We start from the raw sequence: 16,690 nt of genomic DNA, 5'->3' as shown, positions 1-16,690 counted from the left end.
CCAGACGCGAAGTCTGGCTTGCTGGAAGGGATCTCTCATTCGGGGGAATAAGGTAGATGTGGATTGTCCAGCCAATGCGTCAAAAAGTGTGACACTGCCTGATTACGGCAATGTCCAATCACCGATAAATGAGGCAGTTCAGCAATCAGTTGCGGCATCGCGTTACCCATAATCAGGCCGCGCCCAACGCTGCCTAACATTTCGCGATCGTTCATGGCATCGCCAAACGCCATACACTCGGCCATTGAATAACCTAAATAGTCGCTCAACACCGCCAATGCCGATCCTTTATTACAGCCCAGCGGCAGCACCTCAAGGCAATCAAACGCGGAAAAACAGAGATTCGCCTGTTCACCCAGCGCTTCATTCAGTTGAATGCGCAATTGGATCAGAGAGTCATGATCGCCGCAGAAACAGACTTTGGTGACCTGATGCGCCGGAATACGTTTCACATCGACGATCTGGTAGCGAAATCCGCTATACACATGAGCCTGCAGCAGTGAGGGGATCTCTTGTCCGGTGAACCAGCCATTGTCATTAAAGACATGCATGCTTGCGGTAGTGTCCCACTTCTGATGCAACACAATATCCGCAACATTCGGATCCAGATCCTGACGGTGTAACACATCGCCCTCAAGTGAGTGAATGCGCGTGCCATTACCCGTGATCAAAAAGGCGTCCAGCGAGATCGAGCCTAAAATATGGCGCATCTCAAGCACATGGCGACCGGTGGCAAATGTCAGAGTAATATCGCGTTCACGCAGGCGCGACAGCGTTGAAAGCGTTTCGTCACCTAAATGGTGATTCGGCATCAAAAGGGTGCCATCCATATCAAATGCAGCCAGACGAGCCATTTCTTTCTCCACACTGTGACGCGGTTAACTTGTGATCCAGTATCACCTGAGATATACGGAAGTAATAGTGAATAGATAAAATGAATTGTTCCGGGTTTCTCTACGCATAAACCGTTAACGAACATCCTGAAGGAAAAAGTATCAATGCGTCTGCTTAATCGCCTGAACCAGTACCAACGCCTGTGGCTGCCCTCGAACGGCGAACCGCAGTCGGTGACCGTCGGGGAACTGGCCGAACGCTGTTTTTGTAGCGAACGCCATGTGCGTACCCTGCTAAAGCAAGCGCAGGATGCAGGCTGGCTGGAGTGGCATGCCCAGTCGGGGCGCGGGAAACGCGGGCAGCTGCGGTTTTTAGTGACGCCAGATTCACTGCGCAACACCATGATGGAACAGGCCCTGCAAAAGGGAGAGCAGCTTAGCGTACTGGAACTGGCTCAGTTGGCGCCGGGCGAATTGAGAACACTGCTACAACCGTTTATGGGCGGTCAGTGGCAAAACGACACGCCAACCCTGCGTATACCCTATTACCGCCCGCTCGACCCCTTGCACCCCGGTTTTCTCCCCGGTCGCGCGGAGCAACACCTCGCTGGACAAGTTTTCTCTGGCCTGACCCGGTTTGACAGCACTACGCAACGTCCCTGTGGAGACTTAGCCCACCACTGGAATATCTCCGCTGACGGCCTGCGCTGGGATTTCTATATTCGTTCCACCCTGTACTGGCATAACGGCGATGCGGTCAGCAGCACACAGCTACATCAGCAGTTGCTGAAGCTGTTAGAACTCCCCGCGCTGAATAAGCTGTTTATCAGCGTAAAGCGCATTGAGGTGACGCATCCCCAGTGTCTGACCTTTATTCTGCATCGTCCCGACTTCTGGCTGGCGCACCGTCTGGCAAGCTACAGCAGTCACCTGGCGCATCCTGAGCACCCGTTTGTGGGTACCGGCCCGTTCCGGTTGACGCTGTTTACTCCTGAGCTGGTGCGTATCGAGAGTCACGATCACTACCATCTGAGTCATCCGCTGCTAAAAGCCATTGAATACTGGATAACCCCGCAGCTCTTCTCCCAGGATTTGGGCACCAGCTGTCGCCATCCGGTGCAAATTGCGATTGGTAAACCCGAAGAGTTGCCTATGCTAAGCCAGGTAAGCAGCGGGATCAGTCTTGGTTTTTGCTATCTCACGCTCAGAAAAAGCGCGCGCCTGAATACGCAGCAAGCCCGTAGACTGATCAATATCATCCACCGTTCTTCCCTGCTACAAACGCTTGAAGTGGATGAAAATCTGATCACGCCAAGCAATGCACTGCTCCCAGGATGGACTATCCCGCAATGGGATGAACTCGACGAGGTAGCGCTGCCGGAAAAGCTGACGCTGGCTTATCATCTGCCGGTAGAACTTCACGCTATGGCTGAACAGCTTCGCCAGGCGTTGGCGCTGCTCGGCTGTGAATTAACGCTTATTTTTCATAATGCTAAAAACTGGGATGGCGATCATCCCTTAGCCCAGGCCGACCTGATGATGGGCGACAGGCTGATTGGTGAGGCACCTGAATATACTCTCGAACAGTGGTTGCGCTGCGATCAGCTCTGGTCACATGTATTGAATGCGCCAGCATACACACATTTGCAAACGACCCTGGATGCCCTTCAAATCCAGGCCGATGAGGACGATCGCCACGCGGCTTTACAGCAAGTTTTCGCCACGCTAATGCATGACGCTACCCTGACGCCACTGTTCAATTATCACTATCGCATCAGCGCGCCACCGGGCGTGAACGGCGTACGCCTGAATCCTCGTGGCTGGTTCGAGTTTACCGAAGCCTGGCTGCCACCTCCTTCAGCGTGAAGAAGCTGGTCGACGGCACGCCCAGGCGCTACCATAAGGGCTTCGTTATTTTGTCAGGAAAAGCCATGAAACGTGCCGTTGTTGTATTCAGTGGAGGTCAGGACTCCACGACTTGTCTGGCGCAAGCGCTGCATCAGTATGATGAAGTGCACTGCGTGACCTTTGATTATGGTCAGCGCCATCGCGCTGAGATTGATGTCGCACGTGACCTGGCCTTAAAACTTGGCGCGCGCGCGCACAAAGTACTTGATGTCACATTGCTCAGTGAACTGGCTGTCAGCAGCCTGACCCGCGATAACATTCCGGTACCCGATTACGAACCGGATGCGAACGGCATTCCCAATACCTTTGTGCCAGGACGCAATATTCTGTTCTTAACGCTGGCAGCAATTTACGCGTACCAGGTGCAGGCAGAGGCGGTCATTACCGGCGTTTGTGAGACCGATTTCTCCGGCTATCCGGACTGTCGCGATGAGTTCGTTAAAGCCCTGAACCATGCTGTAAGCCTGGGGATGGCGAAAGATATTCGCTTTGAAACCCCACTGATGTGGATCGATAAAGCCGAAACCTGGGCACTGGCCGATTACTGGGGCAAGCTGGACCTGGTACGCGAAGAAACGCTGACCTGCTATAACGGCATCAAAGGTGACGGTTGCGGTCACTGTGCGGCGTGTAATCTGCGGGCCAACGGCCTGAACCATTATCTGGCGGATAAACCTGCAGTGATGGCGGCAATGAAACAGAAAACCGGGTTAAAGTGATTGTATTGCCGGATGGCGCTTTGCGTATCCGGCCTACATGCAGTTGCAGCAACTCTTGTAGGCCGGATAAGACGCTTGAGCATCGCCTTCCGGCAGTCGCAGCCACTACTGCACCATCTGCTCCAGTTTTTCGCGCAACTCCCCTTCCAGCGGCAGCGCTTTTTGCGTCTTCAAATCAATGCAGACGAACGTAATCAGCGCATCAGCCACCACCTGCCCTTCCGGCTCCAGGGTAATGGTCTGATTTAACACACCACTTTTGCCATTTAACTGTTGAACCTGACTGGTGATAGTCAGCAGGTCGCTCAGCACCGCAGGACGGCGATAGTTGATATTAATATTCACGACCACAAAAGCGATGTTGTGTGCGGTCATCCACTGAAAGCTGTCGCTGTTTTCCAGACCATCCCAGCGGGCCTCTTCCAGAAACTCCAGATAGCGGGCATTGTTAACGTGCTGATAGACATCAAGATGAAAACCACGAACTTTGATTTGTGTTTGCATAGCGCAGGAGCCTTACGTTGTTTTTATAGGAACAGACTTTAGGGTAAAGAGGTCATAACTGGTATGACCTCTACAGTCTGGCAAACTTTCAGCGCTCTGCAAGTTATTAAAGTGTTAAAACTGCCAGATTACGCTCAACCAGCGAACTACCCATGCCCGGCACCTGTTTTAAATCGTCCACCGTTTTAAACGGCCCGTACTCCTCACGATAGCTCACAATCGCCTGCGCTTTCTTTAGACCCACGCCATTCATGACTCGCGCTAAATCCTCAGCAGAAGCGCTGTTGATGCTTACCCTGGTGCCTTCATCGTCGCTTGCTTTAGCGGGCAGTGTGGCTTTGCTGTGTGCCGCCCCTGAGTTTTCCGCTTTGGTTTGAGTCGCCTGGCTTTTGGCGACAGGCTCAGCCGCCAATGCGGTTTGGGCCATACCAGCGCAGGTCAATGAAAGAGTGATAAGCAGAGCTTTGATTCCATGTTTCATACTGTTTTCTCCTTGTTTGTTAACAGTGGAATCACGATAGCGAGGTGCAGAACGGCAGACAAACGGCAAATATCAGAAATGGAAAAGGCCGCGAAAGCGGCCTTTGGTAGATACAACTTTTTGCAATTTTTTGCGAACTGCCTCGGTTATTGCTGCTGTTCCAGCGCATCACCGATTTTAATTTTTGCGGCTTTACGCAGGTTGCTCATCAGCGCTTCGAAGACAATCTGCGCGTTGTTCTGAGTGATCCCCTGAACCATCGCTTTCTTCTGCGCTTCAGGCATAGAACCGGCTTTCACCTCGTCCAACGCCAACAGAACAACGTTACCCTGCATGTCGTTCGCGACGCCGTAGCTCGGTTTGTCTTTCGCCGGCAGGCTCAGACCAAAGGCAGCCTGGCTCAGCGGATCCTGACCCGTACGGCTCAGCGTTTTCGCCTCGCCAAAGCTCAGACCCGCCGCTTTCATCGCTTCATCACCTTTACCGGCTTTCAGATCCGCCAGCAGTTTATCGGCATCAAGCTTCGCCTGCTGCTCTGCTTTATTGTGCTTAACGAGCGCAGTTACCTGCTCTTTCACTTCAGCCAGTGGCTTCACAGCTTCAGCTTTGTGCTCTGCAATACGCAGCACGAACGCACGATCGCCGTCCACGGTGATGATATCGGAGTTACTGCCAGGCGTACCGTTCTCACCAACCAGACCACCATTGAAAATGATGTCAGCGACTGGTTTGAAATTCAGTTCTTCCGGCAGGCTGTCACGGCTAAACCAGCCCGTTTCAACCGCTTTCATACCCGCAGCCTGCTCTGCACCCGCCAGAGATTCGTTATCATTGCTGGCCGCGTCGCTGACTTTCTGCTGCAGCGCATAGTACGCATCCAGCGCTTTTTCCTGCTTCACTTTTGCCGCAATCTCGTCACGGGCTTCGCTCAGCGGTTTAACTTGCGCAGGCTGTACGTCGTCAAGACGCGCAACGAGGAAACCAACGGAAGACTTAATTACGCCAGACAGTTGGCCTTTTTCTTTCAGACCAGCATTTTTCAGCTCATCCGGGGTGGTGGAATCTTCCAGCCATCCCATATCGCCGCCTTTACGGGCAGAGATGATATCGGCAGATTTTTCTTTCGCCAGCGCAGCAAAATCACCGCCTTTGTTCAGCTCGTCCAGTACCGCTTTGGCTTCATCTTCCGTTTTGGTCTGAATGATGCTGTAGCGGTTACGCTGCGGCTGAGTGAACTGATCCTGATGCTGGTCATAGTAAGACTGAATATCAGCATCGCTGGCCGTCTCCTGCATTGCAGCAGCGTCCAGCTTGATGTAGCTCACGCGGAACTGTTCCGGCGTCATAAAGTTGTTTTTATTCTGCTCGTAGTAGCTGGCAACTTCCTGCTCGGTAACAGACTGCTTCGCGGCCAGTGCGTTAACGTCAATCGTCGCCTCGCGCACGATACGCTGCTGTGCGACCAGCGCCGCCAGTTCGTCCGTTTCGCCTTTCAACATGAAGTCCGTACCGGCAACACCGTTAATCAGCTGCTGTGTCGTAAGCTGATTACGTAATGCCTGAGCGTACTGGTCTGCAGTCATTCCCATTTGATTGACAATCGCGTTGTAGCGGTTGTTATCAAACTTGCCGTCCACCTGGAACGCAGGCGTGGCGAAAATGGCCTGTTTAACCTGATCGTCGCTGATGTTGAGCTTAAGCTCGCGGGAATACTGATCCAGCAGCGCTTCGTCAACAAGACGATTCAGCACCTGCTGACGCAGCGTTTTCATATAACCTTCGTTCGCGGCCAGCTCGGAGTATTGATCGCCCAGCTGTTGCTGCATGCGGTTACGTTCACTGTTGAACGCATTCTCGAACTGCCCGCGGCTGATCTCCTGGCCATTCACTTTGGCGGCGAAGTTATTGCCCCCGCCAATCAGGTAACCACTCACGCCGGTCAAAATGAACGACACGATAATGATACCGAAAATAATCTTGAGCACGAGACTGTTAGCAGCCGTGCGTAAGCTGTCCATCATGGTGTAACCACACTCCGCTGTAGATGACTATACGCGTTATCCTCTCTGCTGCCCCCGCGTTGATGACAACAACGGCAACAAGGATTTTGAGTATATATGCTTCACGCAGCATAGCGTTTCCTGAACGCTGCGCACAAAGGTCTATTGTGACAAGAAACAGGGGCAATTGTCAGCCCACAACGCGTAGAAAGTACCGGAATTACAAATAAAAAAGGCACATCAGTCGATGCGCCCTTGTACTTCGTCACATCCCCAAAGGGGAAATCACTTAGTTTACCGCGTCTTTCAGTGCTTTACCTGCACGGAAGCCCGGTACTTTAGCCGCGGCGATGGTGATCTCTTTACCTGTTTGCGGGTTGCGACCAGTACGGGCAGCACGCTCTTTAACGGCAAAAGTACCAAAACCTACCAGCGCTACGTCATCACCTTCTTTCAGAGATTCGGTAACAGAAGCAATAATTGCATCTAACGCACGTCCAGCCGCAGCTTTAGAGATATCAGCCCCTGCAGCAATTTTGTCGATCAGTTGAGATTTATTCACTCTTCTCTTCCTCTTTATAATTTATATCGCACCTGAATCCTTCAAAGTGCGACCGCGCAGCAGTTATATCAGGCCTGCCATGCCCTTACAACACCCGTTAATGATGGCAAGCCTAATCCGTTATCTAAATTAGCTATACAAAAAAAGGCTGGCAAGCCCGAAATGGCCTGCCAGCCCTGTTTTTATTAATGCTCTTTGCGCGAGGTCACTATTTTGCCGTCACAACCTGCATTCCAGAGGGTTCATTTTGCAACGCAAGAGTCAGAACTTCCTCAATACGTTTCACCGGGTGAATATTAAGATCGGCAATTACGTTGTCCGGAATCTCTTCCAGGTCACGTTTGTTCTCATCGGGAATTAAGACCGTCTTAATGCCGCCACGGTGTGCCGCCAGCAGTTTTTCTTTCAAACCACCGATAGGCAGAACCTGACCACGCAGGGTGATCTCACCCGTCATCGCCACGTCGGCGCGAACTGGGTTACCGGTAAGACAAGAAACCAGCGCTGTACACATAGCAATACCCGCACTTGGACCGTCTTTCGGCGTAGCTCCTTCAGGTACGTGAACGTGGATGTCGCGTTTTTCGTAAAAGTCCGGGTTAATACCCAGTTTTTCCGCACGCGCACGCACCACGGTCAGCGCAGCCTGAATCGACTCCTGCATGACTTCACCCAGAGAACCGGTGTAGGTCAACTTACCTTTACCCGGTACGCAGGCGGTTTCTATAGTCAGCAGATCGCCGCCCACTTCCGTCCACGCCAGACCCGTCACCTGACCAACGCGGTTTTCGTTGTCCGCGCGGCCATAGTCAAAGCGCTGTACACCCAGATAGTCGTGCAGGTTGTCGCCATTGATCTCAATATGTTTCAGCGATTTATCCAGCAGCAGCTGTTTCACCGCTTTACGGCACAGTTTAGAGATTTCACGTTCCAGACTACGCACGCCTGCTTCACGGGTGTAGTAACGAATAATGCCCACAATGGCGCTATCGTCGACCGTCAGCTCACCTTTTTTCAGCGCATTACGCTCAATCTGTTTCGGCAACAGGTGACGTTTGGCAATGTTCAGCTTTTCGTCTTCGGTATAACCGGACAGACGGATCACTTCCATACGATCCAGCAACGGTGCTGGAATATTCATGGAGTTAGAGGTCGCAACAAACATCACGTCGCTGAGATCGTAGTCCACTTCCAGGTAGTGATCGCTGAACGCCACGTTCTGCTCTGGATCCAGCACTTCAAGCAGTGCGGAAGCCGGATCGCCACGCATGTCGGAAGACATTTTGTCGATCTCATCAAGCAGGAACAGCGGGTTTTTAACGCCCACTTTGGCCATTTTCTGGATCAGTTTACCCGGCATAGAACCGATATAGGTCCGGCGGTGACCACGAATTTCGGCTTCATCACGCACGCCGCCCAGCGCCATACGGATGTATTTACGCCCAGTTGCCTTCGCGATGGACTGCCCCAGAGAGGTTTTACCTACCCCCGGCGGTCCAACCAGACACAGGATCGGCCCCTTGATTTTATTTACACGGCTTTGAACCGCGAGGTACTCAAGGATACGATCTTTGACGCGCTCCAGACCATAATGGTCGGTATCGAGGATTTCCTGCGCCTGACGTAGGTCTTTTTTGACCTTGCTACGCGCATTCCACGGCACCTGTACCATCCAGTCGATGTAGCCACGCACCACGGTCGCTTCCGCCGACATAGGAGACATCATTTTCAGCTTCTGCAGTTCTGCTTCCGCTTTCTCTTTTGCCTCTTTCGGCATTTTCGCCGCGTCGATTTTACGCTTCAACGCTTCGTTTTCGTCCGGTGCATCGTCCATCTCACCGAGTTCTTTCTGAATAGCTTTCATCTGCTCGTTCAGATAGTACTCACGCTGAGATTTTTCCATCTGCTTTTTCACACGGTTGCGAATGCGTTTCTCAACCTGCAGCAGATCGATTTCAGATTCCATCATCGCCATCAGATATTCCAGACGTTCGTTAACGTCGGACATCTCCAGCACGGACTGCTTGTCAGCTAGCTTCAGCGGCATGTGTGCAGCGATGGTATCCGCCAGACGTGCAGGATCGTCAATGCTGTTCAGCGACGTCAGCACTTCTGGTGGGATTTTCTTGTTCAGCTTGATATAGCCTTCGAACTGGCTGATAGCGGTACGCACCAGCACTTCCTGTTCGCGCTCATCAATAGCAGGCGAGTCAAGGTACTCTGCTTTCGCAGAGAAATGCTCGCCGTTGTCAGACAGCGCAGAAATACGCGCACGCTGTAACCCCTCGACCAGCACTTTTACGGTGCCGTCAGGCAGTTTCAGCATCTGCAAAATAGAGGCCACGGTCCCGACGGTGAAAAGATCGTTTACACCCGGCTCATCCGTTGACGCTTCTTTCTGTGCGACCAGCATGATTTTTTTATCATGGTCCATAGCCGCTTCCAGACAACGGATAGATTTTTCCCGCCCTACAAATAAGGGTATGACCATGTGCGGATAAACCACCACATCGCGCAACGGCAATACGGGGATTTCAATGCGTTCAGAACGCTCAGGATTCATAGAGCTCTCTCTTAGTTTAGTTTCCGCCAGGTAATCAGGTGGTACGACTGTGCTTCACACCACCTTTAACATGTATGTCAGTATATGGGGATGTTTCCCACACATTCAACGCCATGTTTACGGAAAAATAAAAGGGGAGATAAAATCCCCCCTTTTTAATTAAATGTCTGTATGAATTGATGAATTATTCGCCAGATGCCTGCTGCGCTTCCGGCTTACCGTAAATCAGCAATGGCTTGCTCTGACCGCCAATCACCGACTCATCGATCACCACTTTTTCGACGTCTTCCATAGAAGGCAGATCGTACATGGTGTCGAGCAGCGCGGCTTCGACGATAGAACGCAGACCACGAGCACCGGTTTTACGCGCCATCGCTTTCTTAGCGATCGCATCCAGCGCTTCCTCACGGAATTCCAGATCGACACCTTCAAGATTGAACAGCGCCTGGTACTGCTTGGTCAGGGCATTTTTCGGCTCTTTGAGGATCTGGATCAACGCTTCTTCGCTCAGCTCGCTCAGCGTTGCCACAACCGGCAGACGACCGATGAACTCAGGGATCAGACCAAATTTGATCAGATCTTCCGGTTCAACCTGCGACAGCAGTTCACCTTCGCTGGCTTTATCAGACTGTGCTTTTACCGTTGCGCCAAAACCAATGCCGGAGCCGGTTTCAACACGGTTAGCAATGACTTTATCCAGACCGGCAAATGCACCACCGCAGATAAACAGGATCTTGGAGGTATCAACCTGCAGGAATTCCTGCTGAGGATGTTTACGACCACCCTGTGGCGGAACGGCAGCAACCGTCCCTTCGATCAGTTTCAACAGCGCCTGCTGTACGCCTTCGCCGGAAACGTCACGGGTAATAGATGGGTTATCAGACTTACGAGAAATCTTGTCGATTTCATCGATATAGACGATCCCACGCTGTGCTTTCTGCACGTCGTAATCGCACTTCTGCAACAGCTTCTGAATAATATTTTCAACATCTTCACCCACATAACCGGCTTCGGTCAGCGTGGTGGCATCAGCCATGGTGAACGGAACGTCCAGCAGGCGCGCCAGCGTTTCAGCCAGCAGCGTTTTACCGGAACCCGTCGGGCCAATCAGCAGGATGTTACTTTTGCCCAACTCGACGCCATTGCTGGTGTCGCCATTGCGCAGACGTTTGTAATGGTTGTATACCGCGACCGCCAGCACTTTCTTCGCCTGCTCCTGACCGATAACGTAATCGTCCAGGTGGTTGCGAATTTCATGTGGCGTCGGCAGCGCACTGCGTTCACGGTGCGGTGCTACTTCCTTAATCTCTTCGCGAATGATGTCGTTGCATAAATCAACACATTCGTCGCAGATATACACGGATGGACCGGCAATCAGCTTACGCACTTCATGCTGGCTTTTGCCGCAAAAAGAGCAGTACAACAATTTGCCCGAGCCATCTTTGCGTTTATCTGTCATGGGTCAAAACCTCTTCTTTGTTCTTTGTGCCGCACACGACGACGCAAATGCCATTCTCAGGCGCAAGACGCTAGTCAGCGTTGTGCCGCTCCAGGTAATTATAGCGGCACACCTGCGCACTGGGCATTAATTACGATGGGTCAAAATCGAGTCGACCAGACCGTACTCTACCGCTTCAGAAGCGGAGAGGAAGCGATCGCGCTCGGTATCACGTTCAATCTGCTCAAGAGATTGACCCGTATGATGCGCCATAAGTTCGTTCATGCGCCCTTTTACCTTCAGGATTTCACGGGCATGAATTTCAATATCCGTTGCCTGGCCCTGGTAACCGCCCAGAGGCTGGTGGATCATGACGCGAGAGTTAGGCAGGCAAAAACGTTTGCCTTTCGCCCCGGCGGTCAGCAGGAACGCACCCATTGAGGCCGCCTGGCCCATACAAATGGTGCTGACGTCCGGCTTAATAAACTGCATGGTGTCATAGATAGACATCCCGGCAGTGATCACTCCACCAGGGGAGTTGATGTACAGGTAGATATCTTTTTCTGGGTTTTCTGCTTCCAGGAACAGCATCTGCGCCACGATCAGGTTAGCCATATGGTCTTCGACCTGGCCGGTCAGAAAAATGACGCGTTCCTTAAGTAGACGAGAATAGATATCAAAAGAGCGCTCACCACGTGAGGTCTGTTCAATGACCATCGGCACCAGCGCCATATGGGGTGCAAAGTTATCTCGTTCGCCGCTGTATGACATTTCCGTCTCCTGGATAAAATTTGAAAAAACCTGCTGTGCTGATTGTAACCTTATGGACGGATTATCAGCTAGTCCCTCAGTAATGGGTACGACATCGCCATAATTCAAGCATAACAATCTTTTGTTGTAACGCTAACACTGAAACGCTGTTTTCGCACTCTTCCCATGCAAAATGCGTGACAAAAAAAAACCCGCCACCAAAAGGTGACGGGCTTGCGTACGAAATTCGAGCTAAAAAAGCGACGAATTACGCCTGCTGGTTCATCAGTTCGTTGAAGGAAGTGGCTTTTTCAGTCACTTTCGCTTTCGCCAGAACGGCTTCAACAGCCTGCTCTTCCAGAGCGACGTTACGCATGTTGTCCATCAGCTCTTTGTTTTTGCTGTAGAACTCAACAACTTCTTTCGGATCTTCGTAAGCAGAAGCCATCTCTTCGATCAGGCCTTTAACGCGATCTTCGTCAGCTTTCAGTTCGTTGGTACGAATCACTTCGCCCAGCAGCAGACCAACAACTACGCGACGCTTAGCCTGTTCTTCGAACAGTTCACGCGGCAGTTCCAGAGCTTGTTTCTCGTTGCCGCCGAAACGCTGTGCAGCCTGACGACGCAGAACGTCGATTTCGCTGTCGATCAGAGCAGCCGGAACGTCGATGTCGTTAGCTTTTACCAGACCTTCGATCGCCTGAGACTTAACGCGGTTACGCACAGCGCCTTTCAGCTCGCGTTCCATGTTTTTACGGACTTCAGCGCGCAGACCTGCTACGGAACCATCTTCAACGCCGAAACGTTTGATGAATTCTTCAGTCAGTTCTGGCAGTTCGCGTTCTTCAACTTTCTTCAGGTTGATAACGAACTTCGCAGCTTTACCTTTCAGGTTTTCAGCGTGGTACTCTTCCGGGAAGGTCACGTCGATAGTGAACTCTTCGCCAGCTTTGTGGCCTTTAACGCCTTCTTCAAAGCCCGGGATCATACGACCCTGGCCCATAGCCAGCACGAAGTCAGACGCTTTGCCGCCTTCGAATTCTTCGCCGTCTACAGAACCGGTGAAGTCGATGGTTACACGGTCTTCTGCATCAGCAGCGCCGTCTTTGTCTTTCCAGGTAGCCTGCTGCTTGCGCAGGGTGTCCAGCATTACGTCAACGTCAGCGTCGGTAACTTCAACAACCGGTTTTTCAACTTCGATTGCTTCCAGGCCAGTCAGCTCAACTTCCGGGTAAACTTCAAACTCTACCGCGTAAGTAAAATCTTCACCCAGTTTGTATTCGCCCGGAACGTAGTTCGGTGCGCCAGCCGGATTGATTTTTTCTTTGATGATCGCGTCAACGAAGTTGCGGCTCATCAGGTCACCCAGAACGTCCTGGCGAACAGACGCGCCATAACGCTGAGCAACAACATTCATCGGTACTTTTCCTTTGCGGAAACCGTCAATACGCACTTTCTTCGCTACGTTGACCAGCTCGCTTTTCACAGCGGTCTCGATGCTGTCAGCAGCGATAGTAATCGTTACACGGCGGCCAAGGCCTTGAGTGGTTTCAACTGAAACTTGCATCTTGTTACCTCAAAAAATCACAGTGCTCGGTCAACTCTTCTCCGCAAGCACAGGTTGTTGGCTTCGCGGAACTGGGATGTTCTCATAAGCAATCACATTCCCTGTCGTCAGAATCATCCCGAAGACATTCCGAAAAATAAGACGCGCATTATAGCGGCATCACTTTTATGAGTCGAGAACGGTTATCGCGCGTTGCTGCGGCTTTTTTCACAATTCCCGGCTAATTTTTGTCTGAATACTGTACGACTGCCCCAGAATTCAGACAAAACAAAACGGCCCGCAGGCCGTTTTCACATAATCTGTAGCAACATACTGGAAAAGCGTCGGTTGTTGCAAATCCGTTTTTACGCGATGCTTCCCGCCCCACGACACGGAGGCGATGCAAAAATCGTATCCTGCAACGCTTCCCACTCCTTAATAGTGTAGGTATGCAGGGCAAGCGCATGAACGGTTGTGGAAAGCTCCGCCGTTAACGTGCTGTAAATCATCCGATGACGATTAAGAAAACGTTCACCTGTAAAGCGATCGCTAACCAGTACAACCTTAAAGTGGCTTTCAGAACCAGCCGGGACATTGTGACGATAGCTTTCATCCACAACTTCGAGGAACACGGGTTCGAACGCTGCCCTTAATTTTTCTTCTATTTGCTCACGAATCATCATGAAATTTTTCCTCCGACAACGCTGAGATGTCACCCATCCCTTTAAATACTAGCCGCTTTTACCGTTTTCATTACACCTTAGCAACAAAAAATTAGCGCTTGTCTGATTTTCTCATTCAAACGGATGAAGTTCACTGATTCCTCACTCCAATTTATTGCAAAAAGTCCGTTTATAGTCTCCACAAAGTCATAAAACGGACAACACAATGAATTTACATGCGTTACCCACTTCCCCTCATCGTTGGCGATGTTATGATGGCGGGAATTTTCTCTAACCATACAATTTAGATTCGCTGAGAGCCCTGGCATGTTTAAAAAAATCCTCGTCCCGTTTGTCGCACTGTTTATGTTAGCTGGATGCGCAACGCCGCCGACTACTATTGAAGTCTCCCCGAAAATTACCCTGCCGCAGCAGGATCCGAGCCTGATGGGTGTGACCGTTAGCATCAACGGTGCCGACCAGCGCCAGGATCAAGCGCTGGCAAAAGTCACCCGTGACAACCAGCTGGTAACCCTGACCGCGTCCCGCGATCTGCGTTTCCTGCTACAAGAAGTGCTGGAAAAACAGATGACCGCACGTGGTTATATGATTGGACCAAACGGTGCAGTCAACCTGCAAATCATTGTTAACCAGCTGTATGCTGACGTGTCTCAGGGTAGCGTGCGCTATAACATCGCAACCAAAGCAGACATCGCCATCATCGCGACCGCCGCCAACGGCAACAAGATGACCAAAAACTACCGCGCAAGCTATTCTGTTGAAGGTGCCCTGCAGGCCTCTAACAAAAATATTGCTAACGCCGTTAACAGCGTACTGACCGACACCATCGCTGATATGTCTCAGGACACCAGCGTTCACGATTTCATCAAGCAGAACGCTCGTTAATTTCTGCCCATATGGCCCGGCGCTCGTCGGGCCTATAGAAGCCCATGTCCAGTCAATACTTACGTATTTTTCAGCAACCACGTTCAGCTATCCTGCTCATTCTGGGGTTCGCCTCCGGTTTACCGCTCGCACTCACCTCCGGTACGCTTCAGGCGTGGATGACAGTCGAGAATATCGATCTTAAAACCATCGGTTTCTTTTCCCTGGTCGGTCAGGCCTACGTATTTAAATTTCTCTGGTCCCCGTTGATGGACCGTTACACGCCACCGTTTTTAGGTCGACGTCGCGGCTGGCTGCTGGCGACCCAGGTGCTGTTGTTAATTTCTATCGCCGCGATGGGCTTTCTGGAGCCTGGCACACAGTTACGCTGGATGGCCGCACTCGCAGTAGTGATCGCTTTTTGCTCGGCATCGCAGGATATCGTCTTTGATGCCTGGAAAACCGACGTATTGCCCGCAGAAGACCGCGGCACCGGCGCAGCTATCAGCGTGCTGGGCTATCGACTAGGGATGCTGGTTTCAGGCGGATTGGCCTTGTGGATGGCCGATCGCTGGCTGGGCTGGCAAGGGATGTACTGGCTGATGGCTGCGCTGTTGATTCCCTGTATCATCGCCACCCTGTTAGCACCTGAACCGACTGACACCATTCCAGTGCCTAAAACGCTGGAACAGGCGGTTGCGGCTCCGCTGCGAGACTTCTTTGGTCGTAACAACGCATGGCTGATTCTGCTGCTTATTGTGCTGTATAAGCTCGGGGATGCTTTCGCCATGAGCCTGACCACCACCTTTTTAATCCGCGGCGTTGGGTTTGATGCGGGTGAAGTTGGCGTGGTGAATAAGACACTGGGGCTACTGGCCACCATTGTTGGCGCGCTGTACGGTGGGATCCTGATGCAGCGCCTTTCTCTGTTCCGCGCATTGCTTATTTTCGGCATCCTGCAAGGGGCGTCGAATGCGGGCTACTGGCTACTGTCCATCACTGACAAACACATGTTCAGCATGGCGGCGGCCGTCTTCTTTGAAAACCTGTGCGGCGGAATGGGCACGGCGGCATTTGTCGCTTTATTAATGACGCTGTGCAATAAGTCCTTCTCAGCGACCCAGTTCGCCCTGCTCTCCGCGCTTTCAGCCGTTGGTCGCGTTTACGTTGGCCCGGTAGCGGGTTGGTTTGTCGAAGCACACGGCTGGCCGACGTTTTATCTGTTCTCCGTGTTTGCCGCGATCCCCGGTCTGATACTGCTGCTGGTATGTCGCCAGACCCTGGAACATAGCTGGCAAAATGAAAGCTTCATTCCGCGCACGGAATTTCGTGGAGCATACAGTCTGGCATTAATGACGCTAGTTGCGGGCTGCTGCCTGCTGCTGGTTTGGCTGCTGCTGTTAACCATGAACGCGCTGGATTACACCAACTTCTCCTTCCTGCCGGAACTGCTTGAAGTCTCAGTGGTGGTCGCGGTCTGCGGGGTCGTTTTTGGTGGATTGCTTGATTATCTGGCATTGCGCAAAACCCGTCTGGCATGATGTTGCATATTTATGCTCTAAATAATTCGAGTTACGGGACAAAAGGCGTGAGCGTTTTGAACAGCGCTTGCGCTGGCCCCGTAGGGGAGAGGCCGAGAGGCCGAATCACGCGGCGACGCAGCAAATCCCCAGGAGCTTACATAAGTAAGTGACTGGGGTGAGCGAGGAAAGCCAACACACCCGTAGCTTGAAGTATGACGAGCATATTTGGTCGTTGTAATCACCCTGCGTAATTATAACGGCGAAATAAGCAACAACTGCTAAAAATAATATTTGTTATTTTGTGCGCCAAAGAATT

The 16,690-nt window shown here is 51.8% G+C and carries 14 protein-coding genes; 4 read left to right on the top strand and 10 right to left on the bottom strand.

What is annotated here, in order from left to right; all coding sequences use genetic code 11:
- Positions 1–35: 35 nt before the first annotated feature.
- Positions 36–854 (bottom strand): HMP-PP phosphatase, encoded by an 819-nt coding sequence (cof, locus tag OGY08_RS03410; RefSeq protein ID WP_032942541.1) that lies wholly within the window; start codon positions 852–854, stop codon positions 36–38.
- Between the two features lie 144 nt (positions 855–998).
- On the opposite strand from cof, the gene OGY08_RS03405 reads away from it, so the two are divergent.
- Complete coding sequence (locus OGY08_RS03405) at positions 999–2,699, top strand: SgrR family transcriptional regulator (protein ID WP_048214789.1); 1,701 nt, start codon at positions 999–1,001, stop codon at positions 2,697–2,699.
- Positions 2,700–2,764: 65 nt separating this feature from the next.
- Positions 2,765–3,460 (top strand): 7-cyano-7-deazaguanine synthase QueC, encoded by a 696-nt coding sequence (gene queC / locus OGY08_RS03400; protein WP_003021638.1) that lies wholly within the window; start codon positions 2,765–2,767, stop codon positions 3,458–3,460.
- Between the two features lie 105 nt (positions 3,461–3,565).
- On the opposite strand, the gene fadM is transcribed toward queC, so the two are convergent.
- The 9 genes from fadM to bolA all read right to left on the bottom strand — a co-directional run bounded on the left by fadM (position 3,566) and on the right by bolA (position 13,987).
- Positions 3,566–3,964 (bottom strand): long-chain acyl-CoA thioesterase FadM, encoded by a 399-nt coding sequence (gene fadM / locus OGY08_RS03395; protein ID WP_003021636.1) that lies wholly within the window; start codon positions 3,962–3,964, stop codon positions 3,566–3,568.
- A gap of 106 nt (positions 3,965–4,070) precedes the next feature.
- Positions 4,071–4,445: a helix-hairpin-helix domain-containing protein gene (locus tag OGY08_RS03390; protein WP_048214790.1), complete on the bottom strand. Its 375-nt coding sequence runs from the start codon at positions 4,443–4,445 to the stop codon at positions 4,071–4,073.
- Between the two features lie 146 nt (positions 4,446–4,591).
- Positions 4,592–6,466 (bottom strand): peptidylprolyl isomerase, encoded by a 1,875-nt coding sequence (gene ppiD, locus OGY08_RS03385; RefSeq protein ID WP_003831016.1) that lies wholly within the window; start codon positions 6,464–6,466, stop codon positions 4,592–4,594.
- 268 nt (positions 6,467–6,734) lie between these two features.
- Positions 6,735–7,025 carry a nucleoid-associated protein HU-beta gene (gene hupB / locus OGY08_RS03380; protein ID WP_219352570.1) on the bottom strand — a complete coding sequence of 97 codons (291 nt, stop codon included), beginning with the start codon at positions 7,023–7,025 and terminating at the stop codon, positions 6,735–6,737.
- A gap of 190 nt (positions 7,026–7,215) precedes the next feature.
- Positions 7,216–9,570: an endopeptidase La gene (gene lon, locus OGY08_RS03375; protein ID WP_003831014.1), complete on the bottom strand. Its 2,355-nt coding sequence runs from the start codon at positions 9,568–9,570 to the stop codon at positions 7,216–7,218.
- 184 nt (positions 9,571–9,754) lie between these two features.
- On the bottom strand, positions 9,755–11,029 hold the full coding sequence (clpX, locus tag OGY08_RS03370; RefSeq protein ID WP_003831013.1) for an ATP-dependent protease ATP-binding subunit ClpX: 1,275 nt from the start codon (positions 11,027–11,029) through the stop codon (positions 9,755–9,757).
- A 126-nt stretch (positions 11,030–11,155) separates the two neighbouring features.
- Positions 11,156–11,779, bottom strand: coding sequence for an ATP-dependent Clp endopeptidase proteolytic subunit ClpP (gene clpP, locus OGY08_RS03365; RefSeq protein WP_003021624.1), 624 nt, complete (start codon positions 11,777–11,779; stop codon positions 11,156–11,158).
- A gap of 247 nt (positions 11,780–12,026) precedes the next feature.
- On the bottom strand, positions 12,027–13,325 hold the full coding sequence (gene tig / locus OGY08_RS03360) for a trigger factor (RefSeq protein ID WP_003021622.1): 1,299 nt from the start codon (positions 13,323–13,325) through the stop codon (positions 12,027–12,029).
- A 344-nt stretch (positions 13,326–13,669) separates the two neighbouring features.
- Positions 13,670–13,987 carry a transcriptional regulator BolA gene (gene bolA, locus OGY08_RS03355; RefSeq protein ID WP_003021619.1) on the bottom strand — a complete coding sequence of 106 codons (318 nt, stop codon included), beginning with the start codon at positions 13,985–13,987 and terminating at the stop codon, positions 13,670–13,672.
- Positions 13,988–14,293: 306 nt separating this feature from the next.
- Between bolA and OGY08_RS03350 the strand changes: the two genes are divergently transcribed.
- Complete coding sequence (locus OGY08_RS03350) at positions 14,294–14,872, top strand: lipoprotein (RefSeq protein WP_032941838.1); 579 nt, start codon at positions 14,294–14,296, stop codon at positions 14,870–14,872.
- A gap of 44 nt (positions 14,873–14,916) precedes the next feature.
- Positions 14,917–16,392 carry a muropeptide MFS transporter AmpG gene (gene ampG / locus OGY08_RS03345; protein ID WP_048214791.1) on the top strand — a complete coding sequence of 492 codons (1,476 nt, stop codon included), beginning with the start codon at positions 14,917–14,919 and terminating at the stop codon, positions 16,390–16,392.
- Positions 16,393–16,690: the final 298 nt, after the last annotated feature.

Source organism: Citrobacter sp. Cpo069 (genome assembly GCF_030332785.1).
Classification (GTDB): Bacteria; Pseudomonadota; Gammaproteobacteria; order Enterobacterales; family Enterobacteriaceae; genus Citrobacter; species Citrobacter portucalensis.
This window is presented reverse-complemented; position numbering and strand designations above follow the sequence as displayed.